The sequence below is a fragment of the Pseudarthrobacter sp. NPDC080039 genome, from assembly GCF_040702335.1.
Lineage (GTDB): Bacteria > Actinomycetota > Actinomycetes > Actinomycetales > Micrococcaceae > Arthrobacter > Arthrobacter enclensis_A.
The window spans coordinates 1-11,646 of sequence record NZ_JBFBKY010000027.1; the positions used below are offsets into that span (position 1 = coordinate 1).

Here is an 11,646-nt window from a genome sequence, read left to right on the forward strand (position 1 = left end):
ATCATGAAACGACTGGGGGCAGAAACCATGCCGGGACCGACCGGCCAACACACCCTCATCCTGCAACAGGAACGGGCTACGAAAAAGGTAACGGGAGCAAGTCATTCCGTGGTTTCACTTTGGCGAAGGGTCGGATTTTTGATGAAGTCAGCAATGAAGCGCGGGGTTGCCGCAGCGGCGGTCCTCGGCGCGGTCACGATAGCCGGCGCTGCAGTAGGACCGGCCCGGGCCGATGGCGGCCAGCACGGCAACGACGGGCAGGACGGCAGGGGGGAGACGTCCAAGCACGTCCTGCTGCTCTCGGTGGACGGCCTGCATCAGAAGGACCTGGACTGGTACGTCGCGGCACATCCACAGTCGGCGCTGGCCGCTTTGGTGGACCACGGCACAAGCTACACCCACGCCCAGACTCCCGTCCCTTCCGATTCCTTCCCGGGCATGGTCGGGCAACTCACCGGCGGCAACCCCGGAACGACAGGGATTTACTACGACGACACGTTCAACCGGGCTCTGCTGCCCGCCGGGACCACCGACTGCAAGGACGCCGTCCCCGGGACCGAGGTGGCACTGACTGAGGCCGCGGATAAGAACCCGGATGCGCTCGACGCCGGGCAGGGCCTGGGCGGCCTGCCCGCCAGCATCATGAACATGACCGGCCAGCCTGGATCACTCCTCAATCCGGCAGCCCTGCCCGTGGACCCCGGCACGTGCCAACCCGTGTACCCACACCAGTACCTGAAGGTCAACACCGTCTTTGAAGTCGCCAAAAGCGCTGGCCTGACCACCGCCTGGTCCGATAAACACCCGGCCTATGAAATCCTGAACGGACCCTCCGGCAAGGGCGTCCACGATCTCTTCGCCCCCGAGATCAACAGCAAGGCCCCCGCCCCGTTCACCGGCGACTGGACGCAGGACAACGCCGCCACCCAGCAGTACGACGGCTACAAGGTCCAGGCAGTCCTGAACGAAATCGGCGGTAAAGACCACTCCGGAACAAAAACCGCGTCCGTACCGGCGATCTTCGGCATGAACTTCCAGTCCGTCTCCACCGCGCAGAAGCTCCCGACGTCGGACGGCCTCAGCGGCGGCTACCTCCCGGGCGGCACCACGCCGGGCCCCCTGCTGAGCAAAGCCCTCGACTACGTAGACACCGCCGTCGGGAAGATGGAGTCTGCCCTGTCAGGCTCCGGTCAGGCCAAGGACACGACCATCATCCTTTCGGCGAAACACGGACAGGCACCCACTGACCCGAACCAGCTCACCAGGGTCCCGGACGGCACCATCGTCGACGGACTCAACGCCGCCTGGAAGGCCGCCCACCCGGGGACCCCTGACCTGGTCGCTTTCTCCACCGATGACGACATCATGCAGCTCTGGCTCTCCGACCACTCCCAGGCGGCCGCGCAGTTCGCCAAGGACTACCTGACATCCCACCCTGCCACCGGCAACGACATCAACGGTGCCACCAAGACCGTGCCGGCCTCGGGACTGGGCACCGTCTACGCAGGCAGCGACGTCGCCAACTACTTCGGCACGAAAACCAGCGACGCACGCTACCCCGACATCCTCGGCATCGCACAAACCGGCGTGGTGTACACCGGTGGTACATCGAAAATCGCAGAACACGGCGGCGCGTCCGCCGAAGACCGGGACGTGCCCCTCGTCATCTCCGGACGCGCCGCCGACGAGAAGGCCCGCACCGTGACCAGCACCGTGGAAACCACCCAGATCGCCCCGACAATCCTTAAGACCCTCGGCCTGGACCCGAACAAACTCCAGGCAGTGCGGATCGAGGGAACCAAGACTTTGCCCCAGTACTGACACCCACCGGGCCTGACACCGGAGGGCCTTCCGTGGCAACCCCCCGCGGAAAGCCCTCCGCCGTCATCAGCAGCCACCACCGCCAGCGTGCTCCGGAGTTCACCTGATGTGAGGTCCCCTCGGCAGCTGAAGGCGTCGGCGAAGACACCGGTACCTCCAAGCGATCGGCCGGTTTCCGGGATACGCGCACAACCCTGCGTCAACTGCCACCGCTTCCGCGGCGTTGATGGCTGCCCGGACGGGGCTGCCCTCAACGCCGCTGGTGTTCCCATACCCACTGCGTCAGCCAGACTCACGGTCAGCGAGCCTCCTGTTTCGAGCCAGGCGTCCAAGTCATCACCGGCCCCCGTGGATCCCCCCCCAACAGCACGGAATTCAGGGTGAATTCCCAGACGCCATCCGGCCGGCTGCCCGGATCGCTGTGCGACAGTACCGGGATCGGCAAGTCCTGTACCCCAGCCATCAGGGAGCGCCACATGGACACGACACCACTGTCGCGGGCACCACGGAGACCGATGAGTCTGCCGCGGTGGCAGCCGCCGGGAGTGTTCCTGGTGCTGGCCCTGCTGGCGGCCGTCGCTGCCGGGTGCGCGCCCTCCCATGCCGTCATTCCGGCGGCACGGGCCGGTACGCCAGGACACGTCTTCGTCATCAACCTGGAAAACAAAGGCTATGACGAGGTGTGGGGCAACGACACCGCAGCACCGTACCTCTCCAAAACCCTGCGGCAGCAGGGCGTGCTGCTGACCAATTACTACGGGATCGCACACGACTCACTGCCGAACTATCTGGCCCAGATCTCAGGCCAGCCACCCAACAGCAGCACGGAAAAAGACTGCCCGACCTACACCCCGTTCACCCCCTCCGGAACAGACTCCCAAGGCAGGCTACTGGGCACCGGCTGCGTCTACCCCGACAACGTTCCCACCATCGCCGGCCAACTTACCGACGCCGGTAAAACCTGGAAAGCGTACATGGAAGACATGTCCACCCCCTGCCAGCACCCGGCCCTGGACAGCGCGGACGACAACCAGCAAGCCACCCCCGGGGACCAGTACGCGACCCGCCATGACCCGTTCGTCTACTTCGCATCGATCACCTCAACCCCTGCCTGCGAGAACAACGTCGTCAACCTCTCCGCCCTGCAGCAGGACCTCAAGACTGCCGGGACCACCCCCAACCTGTCCTACATCTCCCCCAACCTCTGCCACGACGGACACGACAACCCCTGCGCCGACGGCACCCCGGGCGGCCTGGCGGCAGCAGATGCCTGGCTGCGCGAGAACATCCCGGGAATCCTTGCCTCCCCCGCGTTCGGGCAGGACGGAATGCTCGTGATCACCTTCGACGAAACCGACGGAGGCACCGTCGGCCCCTCAACAGGCGTCACAGGAGGAACAGAAGGAGGCCAGGTCGGCGCGCTGATCATCTCCCCCTTCACCGCCTCCGGCGCCACCTCGGACCACCCCTACAACCACTACAGCCTGCTCGCCAGCATCGAAGACTTCTTCTCACTCCCCCACCTCGCCGGCGCAAACGAGCCCGGACTCACCGCCTTCGGCAAAGACGTCTACCAATCCGCCACCTAGACAAAAAGCCACGCTCGACCACCCGCAAAATTGACGGCACGGTCCCGGAGTTCTCGCCGCCGAGCGGCGGCGGGCCCTGCAACTGCACAAAAAAGCATGCAGCCCAACATGCCCAGAAAGAGTTTTCTCCACCCGACATCGACATTTCGTCAGCGCTAACGGGGTACTTATCCCTCGACGGTGCTGGTCGCCGTGGGAAGATCTTGCCATGAATTCGAATGCCGTTCCGGGAGAAGCAGGCGCCTACAGCTCCCGTTCGCATCATTCCCGCCTCCGGGTGCTGGTCATGTTGGGCATCGGCCTGGTCGTTGCTGTGGTCGTGGGTTCTACGGGACATTGGCCCTACGCGCCGGCCATGGGCTGGGCAGCGGCATCGGCCACCTACCTTATCTGGGTGTGGAGCGTCATACGGCACCTGGGGCCGGAGGCGACAGCTGCCCATGCCCGCAGGGAAGACCCCGGCCGGGTCTTCTCCGACGCCCTGGTCCTGAGCGCAACAGTGGCAAGTTTCGCCGGAGTGGCCCTGATCCTGGTGGATGCATCAAACGCCCAAGGACCGGCTAAAGACGGCATCGTGGCCATGGCGTTCGGCAGCATCGCCCTGTCCTGGTTCCTGATCCACACCCTTTACACCCTTCGGTACGCCGCCATCTACTACCGTGACGGCGCCGGCGTGGACTTTAACGAGGAGACAGCACCCCGGTACGCCGATTTCGCCTACCTGGCCTTCACCTTGGGAATGACCTTCCAGGTCTCCGATACCGATCTGAAAACCGACGCGATCCGCAGCACCGCCCTGCGCCACGCGCTCCTGTCCTACCTCCTTGGCGCCATTGTCCTGGCCACCACCATCAACCTCGTGTCCGGCCTCACCCACTAAGACCCCATCCAGCCGGTGCCATGAGCCCGTTTACCGTCCCCGTCAGCGGTCACACGCCGAAGCGTGTCAGGGGTCCGCCGGTGAGGAGCCGCGCCAGCCTCCGGCGTGGTCCCAAGGTAGGAATCAAAGGCCTGGCGGGAAAACCACCCCTTTGACCCTCCGGGCAGCGGGGAAGGCGTCAGTCCGGATCGCTTTCAGCGGGCGCAGGCATGCCCTGACGGCGGGCTTTGGCGCGTCGGCGCCATGCCTCAATGCCCAGTGGAGTGACAGAAGCCAGGACCAGTACCGTGGCAAGCACATCGATGTTCTTCGCAATGAACTCAACGTGGCCCAGCCACACACCCACCAATGTGAACGAAACAGTCCACAACGAGGCGCCGAGAACGTTCCAGGCCAGGAACCGGCGCCTGCCGTAACGGGCGGCTCCCGCGACAAGTGGGGTGTAAGTCCGGGCGACCGGCACGAACCTGGCCAACGCCAACGCGCGGCCGCCGTAGCGTGCGAAGAACGACTCCGCCGACTCAAGATGTTTCAGCTTAAGAACCCGTGCGTCATGGCGGAACCACCGCCTTCCAGCAACCCTGCCCATCAAATACCCGACCTGGTTCCCCCCTATCGCCGCAAGTGCCGCCACCAAGACCAACACCGGCAGCGGAACGGGAAGGGTCGGTCCCAGAACACCGATCGAGAACAGCAGCGTGTCCCCGGGCAGGAACGGGAACAGAACCCCGGATTCAATAAACATGACCACTGCGACGATAGCGATCAGCCACGGCCCCGATCCAGACAGCAACGACGTTAAATCCGGCAAGCTCGGTCCTCTCAGCTGGCTGTGCGATGCCACCATTCTGCTCCCTGCAGGCAAAAACAGACAGCCGGCAAAGCATCATGGGCCCATTGAAAAAGGGCACCAGGGGACTCGAGTCATCGGCCCACGCCACCATTCGCCTGCCAGCCCTAGACGACGAACCGGCTGACTCACGTCTCATGTCGGGACACTCCTGGCGCTACTTCTTAGCAGCCGAGTGACTGCATTTCCCGGTCCTGGTGCCTGCTCGTACGTGGCGCCAGCGAGCAGGGTAGGTGCTTTCAACGAGCACCGGAGCACACAAACCGCTGCACACCGCAAGGCATCAGGCACCCGGAGGTCATCCAACCGCGGCCACGCGATGCTGGATTGGTCAGCCATTCCTGGCGTCGCGCCCTGGACCGGACAAAGGAGAGCGACAGAGGCCCCCAATATGTTCCTCTGCCGCACAGAACACCCAGTCCAATCGCATGTTCCTGCCGCTCATGCTAACGACCAAAGCTGGAGAGCAGAAGACCCCGAGGCATGGGGGACGCCTCGGAGTCTTCCTGGCTTCTCCGACCGGGGGGTGCGGTAGTTGCCCCGAAAAGGCTACTGTTCGTTACCCCCGTGTACAACTTGCATTTATGCAGGGCAAACCTGCTTTTGTACAGATTTGTACCTGTCAACGAAGGCTCGCCTGCTGGCGCTTACGGCCTGGGTGAGGAAGCGGCACGGTCATGGGGCCCGAACCTCTCCCCCGCGATCAAGGAGCGCGAGCAGGACCCGTTCAACGAATCAAAGAGCTCCATCCTCGATGAAGCCGGCCCCCTGTCCTGGTCCAGCACCCCCACCATGCCCTTCGGGCAGCCCTCCCTGAGTGACCTGGTCGCAGGCGTCCGCTACGCCCAGGACCACGATTACCCGGCCCGCGGCCACGCCTCAGGCGCGCGTCCAGGAGGCGATTGGCAGGCGATTCGATTTCTGGCGGCGCGGACCTGGCACGTAACTGAGCGCTATGCAGTCTTGAGCCAATCTTGTGCTGATCCTGGAGGGCCGTCGGGGGAACAGCTCCTACTGTGGAGATCAAGATCCTGCCGCTGAGGCAGGGCCTTACAAATGGGGAAAGGGGCCGGTGGCCAGGGGATCCCGGAGATCCGGACGCCGCATCGGACAGCCGCCGGCCCACCCCCCCGGGTCCTCGTCCGCCCGTAACGGCCGGATCCTGCCGGAGTGCCGGCCGATGATAATCCCCGCCTGCGGGCGAATACTTCGCCATGGTTGCTGCTTCAGGTCCGTGTGCGCGGATTAGAGTGACAAAGACCTGCTGACTACTATCAAAGGACCTTACGTGCCTAAGCCAACCATCGCTCCTGGTGATCCCTGCTGGGTAGACCTGACCAGCTCCGACATCGAGACGTCGCGCGCGTTCTATTCCAGTCTGTTCGGCTGGGCCTACGAAACTGGTGACGAGGAAACCTACGGCGGATACGTGATGGCCTTTGCCAAGGGCGCCCCGGTGGCAGGGATGATGCAGAATGAGCCCGGCTCCGGCCAGCCCGACGCGTGGACCACGTATCTGCGCGTGGACGATATCCACGCGACCCAGAACGCGGCCGTGGCGGCCGGCGGTCAGATCCTGATGCCCGCTATGGAAGTACCGGAGCAGGGCCACATGGCTCTCTTCGCCGACTCCGGCGGTGCCGTTATCGGTGCCTGGCAGTTCGGCGGACACACCGGGTTCCAACTGGCGGGCGAACACGGCGCCCCGTTCTGGCACGAACTGCACACCCGGGCGTACGAGCCATCCGTGAAGTTCTACCAGGACGCCTTCGGCTGGAATACCTCCGTCATGAGCGACACCGAAGAGTTCCGCTACACCACTCTCGGATCCGGAGTCGAATCCCGGGCCGGCATCATGGACGCGTCCTCCTACCTACCCGAACCGGTGCCTTCAAACTGGCAGATCTACTTCGGGGTGGATGACGCCGACGCCGCGGTCGCCACCGCTGAATCCCTCGGAGGCACCGTCATCCACGCCCCGGAAGACACGCCCTTCGGCCGGATGGCAACCCTGACGGACCCCACCGGCGCTGCCTTCAAAATCGCCCAACGACCCACCCAGCCTTAAACACAACGAGCCCGCCCCGTAGCGTCCCTGCCGGCAGCCTTCCTTGCACCCGACAGGAAGACTGCCGGCCCAGGCCGACCGGATCCCTCCTGCCGAACGGGGTGGTCGAGCGAGATCGCCGCAACTCCGGGGAGACCCTGCCAGCTGCTCCCGCGACAGGCGAAGACAGGGTCCGGCACCTACCGTACGCGGAGAGCGGTGCACTTCCGCATTATCCGGGCCGGGGGACCTCACCCTGTGGGCTTCGTCAGATCAGACCAGTCAGCAGCTTCGTTTCACGCAGGTCCTTAGTCCTGCCCTATGCCCACGGTGCATAGCTTGGCAACGGTCTCCCGCAGTTGGGCGGGAGTGGCGCGTCCCGTCTCCGTGGCATACTCCGGGTCGGCGTGGAGCATGAGGGCGGCGAAGGCCAGGCTCACCGCGAGGCGGGACCGCTCCGGCGTCGTGCGCCGCTCCACGAGGCTGATGACCACTTTACGGGCACCGGAGGACCATTGGTGCAGGGCCGCCAGCAGGTCCGGTTCGAAGCCCATGAGCCGTTTAACTCGCGGAATGTCGGCCTCGGGTCCGCCCGCGAGCCCGGCGACGAGCTCGCACACGTCATTCATGAGCGGCCCGGTCCCCTCGAGGAACCGCCGTTCCTGCGCTTCGGACAGCGGCGCCTCGGGAAGCCCGAGGACCGCCGCCACTTTCGAGGGGAAGTAGTTGAAGAAGGTCCGTTCGGAGATGCCCGCGCCCGCGCAGATGTCGGCGACCGTCATCTGGGCGAAGCCGCGGTCGAGCGCGAGGGCCATGGCGGCGTCGTGAATTGCGCGCCGCGTCAGCTCCTTCTTCCGCTCCCGCAGGGGGCGGACCTCGTCGAGCTCTTCGATCTGGTTCACCGGTGCGTCTTGATCCGGCCGGTGTCCGGGCCGGTCATGGCCCCGGATTCGGCCGCGGCCAGCGCCGCGTCGGAGCCGAGGTCGTCCGCCGTTCCTTGGGCATCGGCCTGCTCCTGCAGGGCAGAGCGCTGGCGCAGCGGCGGGACCTTGAAGAACCAGGAGAGGATGAACGCGAGGACGATCACGCCGAAGCCGACCCAGTAGATGCTCACGGCCGAGTTGTTGAAGCCGGTCATGAAAGGCCGTGTGAGCCGCGCGTCCGCGCCCTTGAGGAAGGACGTGTCCGAGGTCGTCGAGGACGAGGAGCCCTGGGAGGTGCTGTTTTCCTTGAGCTTGTCGATCAGGGCCGGCGCGACCTTGTCCACGATCGCGCTGCGCTGGTGCTGGTCGGAGTAGTCGACCGCGAGTTTGCCGTTGACCAGGGAGGCGCCGGCCTTCTGGGCGACTGTCTGGAGGGCGGCCTGCTCCGCGGCGGGCTTCGCCGCGGCGGCCTGGCTGTCGATGATCCCCTGCGCGGCCGACGCCGGGATCGCACCGGCCGCGACCTGCTTCTGGACGGCGGCTGTCACCTGGGCAGTCACGGCCTGGTCTGCGGCCTGGGTTGCGGCGGCCGCGCCCTGGTCGCGCCCGGACTGCACCTGGGCCTGCACCGGGGTGACGATCGGGGACCAGATCTGGCCCATGACGCCCTTGTTCGCCGGCTCCGCTGCGACCGACGGGGTGAGGGCTGCGTCGAGGGCGCTCGTGAGGTCGCCCTTGTTCTGCATGGCCGTGGCGATGTTGGCCGGCATCAGGGCGAAGAGGATGGAGAGCAGCACGGCGGTGCCCATCGTTCCGCCGATCTGGCGGAAGAACGTGGACGAGCTCGTGGCCACGCCCATGTCCCGCGGCGCCACGGAGTTCTGCGAGGCGAGGACGAGGGACTGCATGAGCTGGCCGAGGCCGAGACCGATCAGGAACATGGCGCCCATGAGGTACCAGAGCGGCTTGTCGATCGTCATTGCGGTCAGGACGAGGTAGCCCACGGCCACGAGGAACGTGCCCGTGACCGGGAAGATGCGGTACTTGCCGGTGCGGGAGACGATCTGGCCGGAGGCGATCGAGGCGATCATGAGACCACCGATCATGGGCAGTGTCGCGAAGCCTGACTCGGTCGGCGTCAGGCCCGTGACGAGCTGGAGGTAGAGCGGGAGGGTCAGCATGGCGCCGAACATGGCGAAGCCCACGAGGAAGCCGAGGACGGTGGCCATCGAGAACGTGCGGGAGTGGAAGAGGCGCAGCGGGATGATCGCGTCCGCCCCCATGGCCCGCTCGATGAGGATGAAGGCGACGAGCCCCACGCTGCCGACCACGAAGCACGTGATGGACGCGGCGGAGCCCCAGCCCCATTCGCGCCCCTGCTCGGCGACGAGAAGGAGGGGGACGAGGGTGACGATGACGGCGGTCGCGCCCCACCAGTCGATGCGCGGCGCGGCGTGCTTGTGGAACTTGGGCAGGTGCAGGAACGCGAGCACCATGAGCAGGGCGACGATGCCGATCGGGACGTTGATGAGGAACACCCAGCGCCAGCCGGTGATCCAGGCGATCTGGCTGGCGTCGGCGAAGACGCCGCCGATCAGCGGCCCCACCACCGAGGAGACGCCGAAGACGGCGAGGAAGAAGCCCTGGTACTTGGCACGCTCGCGCGGGGCGAGGATGTCGCCCATGATGGCCAGCGGCAGCGACATGAGCGCACCGGCGCCGATGCCCTGGAAGGCCCGGAACGCGGCCAGCATGATCATCGACGTGGAAAAAGAGGACAGGAATGAGCCCAGGATGAACACCACGAGGCCGAAGATGTACAGGGGGCGCCGGCCGAAGATGTCCGAGAGCTTGCCATAGATCGGCGTGGCGATCGTCGACGTGATCAGGTAGGCGGTGGTGACCCAGGCCTGCTGGTCGAGGCCGTGGAGGTCATCGCCGATCGTGCGGATCGCGGTGCCCACCACCGTCTGATCAAGCGAGGAAAGAAACATGCCGGCCATGAGGGCGTAGATGACCAGCATGATCTGCCGGGGAGTCATCACTGCGTCCGACGGTGCGGCCGTATCGCGGGCGGATAGGCCCGACGCTGCTTGGGACATGGAAAGGTCCGAATCTCTCAAAGGGTTGTTCAGGGAATGTGCAAATAGTTCGCACAGGCAACTTTGCAGACACTGCAAGTTTACACACTCTGCAACATTCGACCAACGGCTGGCCTTGTGACCTCCGCTACTGCCAAGCCGGGAAGGGCCTACTCCCGGCGTTGGCCGCGACCAACAAGAAATCCAACGGCTGGTACTTCGGCAAATACACGAGCCGACGTCTTCGAAGGAGGTCTCTATCGGCGCGTTTTGAATATGGTCGCCACCCCGGACCAATTTCGTCTTGAGCTGGACCCCGACCTGAGAACACCGCAGTCAGTGTGTTGACTTGTTTGTAGCAAACGCCTAGCTGAAGCTCACAGGCACTCGGGTTGGAGGTTACCGTGGACGGACAGCGGATCGGGCACGGACGGGTAAGCACGCTGGAGCAGAACGAGAAGCGCCAGCTCGACGGCCAGGTTCTTGAGCGCCCTTTATGGACTCCGGCAGGAACACCTCCAGACCCCAGCTGGCCGAGCTGCTGCGTTTTGCGCGGGACAGGGACGCCGTGGAGGTGCACAGCATGGACCGGCTGGCCCGAAACCTCGATGACCTGCGTGCTCCAGTCCAAGGCCTCCCACGCAAAGAGGCACGTGTCAAGTTTGTCAAGGACAGCCTGGTCTTCACCGGCGAGGGTGCCTTCGCAGAGTTGGAACCCTCCCTGATCAGGGAAAGCGGCGGGAAGGAATCGCCCTGGCGGAGCAGCGCGGAGACTTCAAGGGACGGGAGAAGGCCGTGACCCTCGAACGGGGCGCCGAACTCGTGCATCGTGCTGAAAACGGCGTTCTGAAAGTCCTTCCTCGCCCACGACTACGGCATCAGCGGCGAAACGGTCTACCAGTACCTTCGTCAGGCCAGCCATCTAGAACTACTGACAGACAAGCCCATGCGCTTTTATGCCTTCGCCAAGACTGCCAATTCCCGGACCACCAGGCTGACAGACCACAGTTATCGGCTCTTCAAAGAAAAAGCGGTCAATATCCAAAGAGCGTCGGAGGACGGATTGGGCCGGGGCCAACCCGGGTGAAGCATAGTGAAGCGGATGCTTCACGCGCCTTCTCAAAGCCACTTCAACCGAACCGTTTTGCTTGGCAGTTGCTCACCGGCGCTCTCTGGGGCCATCTGGACCAGATCGTTGTTCTCAGCTTGGACGTTTACGAGTGTGTGATGGTAATCGTTCCGTTGATGTCAGTAATCTGGCCGCCTTGAAAGGTTTGGGCCGTTCCGTTGGGAACGGGGTATACCTCGCTAGTCGGGTAGCCCAGGGTGCCCTGTTCGAAACCACTGGAGGCCCACGCTGCGCGGATCGGGCCGTACGACTCGTGGGTGCCTGCTGCCGGGGAGGACACGATGGCCCCGCTCTGGTAGTTCTGATAAGAGCCGCCGTTCACCAGG

Annotated in this window: 7 protein-coding genes and 2 pseudogenes; 5 read left to right on the plus strand and 4 right to left on the minus strand. The window is 64.8% G+C overall.

Annotated features, from left to right (window positions below):
- Nucleotides 1–141: 141 nt before the first annotated feature.
- From AB0313_RS19145 to AB0313_RS19155, 3 genes are all read left to right on the plus strand, one after another.
- The gene (locus AB0313_RS19145; RefSeq protein ID WP_366307606.1) at nt 142–1,821 is read left to right on the plus strand and encodes an alkaline phosphatase family protein; all 1,680 of its coding nucleotides are present in this window, start codon (nt 142–144) and stop codon (nt 1,819–1,821) included.
- Between the two features lie 515 nt (nt 1,822–2,336).
- On the plus strand, nt 2,337–3,410 hold the full coding sequence (locus AB0313_RS19150) for an alkaline phosphatase family protein (protein ID WP_366307608.1): 1,074 nt from the start codon (nt 2,337–2,339) through the stop codon (nt 3,408–3,410).
- A gap of 208 nt (nt 3,411–3,618) precedes the next feature.
- A complete protein-coding gene (locus tag AB0313_RS19155) occupies nt 3,619–4,290 on the plus strand; it encodes a DUF1345 domain-containing protein (RefSeq protein ID WP_366307610.1) in 672 nt (223 codons plus the stop codon).
- Between the two features lie 178 nt (nt 4,291–4,468).
- Here the strand turns inward: AB0313_RS19155 and AB0313_RS19160 are convergent, their stop codons facing one another.
- Nucleotides 4,469–5,137, minus strand: a complete 669-nt coding sequence (locus tag AB0313_RS19160) for a VTT domain-containing protein (protein WP_366307612.1) — start codon at nt 5,135–5,137, stop codon at nt 4,469–4,471.
- Between the two features lie 1,291 nt (nt 5,138–6,428).
- On the opposite strand from AB0313_RS19160, the gene AB0313_RS19165 reads away from it, so the two are divergent.
- Nucleotides 6,429–7,208 (plus strand): VOC family protein, encoded by a 780-nt coding sequence (locus tag AB0313_RS19165; RefSeq protein WP_366307614.1) that lies wholly within the window; start codon nt 6,429–6,431, stop codon nt 7,206–7,208.
- Nucleotides 7,209–7,495: 287 nt separating this feature from the next.
- Here the strand turns inward: AB0313_RS19165 and AB0313_RS19170 are convergent, their stop codons facing one another.
- Nucleotides 7,496–8,089 (minus strand): TetR family transcriptional regulator, encoded by a 594-nt coding sequence (locus tag AB0313_RS19170; RefSeq protein ID WP_366307616.1) that lies wholly within the window; start codon nt 8,087–8,089, stop codon nt 7,496–7,498.
- The gene (locus AB0313_RS19175; protein WP_366307618.1) at nt 8,086–10,152 is read right to left on the minus strand and encodes an MDR family MFS transporter; all 2,067 of its coding nucleotides are present in this window, start codon (nt 10,150–10,152) and stop codon (nt 8,086–8,088) included. The genes AB0313_RS19170 and AB0313_RS19175 overlap by 4 nt, the downstream gene beginning before the upstream one ends.
- Nucleotides 10,153–10,595: 443 nt before the next feature.
- Between AB0313_RS19175 and AB0313_RS19180 the strand changes: the two are divergent.
- Nucleotides 10,596–11,104: pseudogene (locus AB0313_RS19180) on the plus strand (recombinase family protein); the annotation flags it as partial.
- Between the two features lie 301 nt (nt 11,105–11,405).
- Here AB0313_RS19180 and AB0313_RS19185 read toward each other — a convergent pair.
- Nucleotides 11,406–11,646, minus strand: a pseudogene (locus AB0313_RS19185) (esterase); the annotation flags it as partial.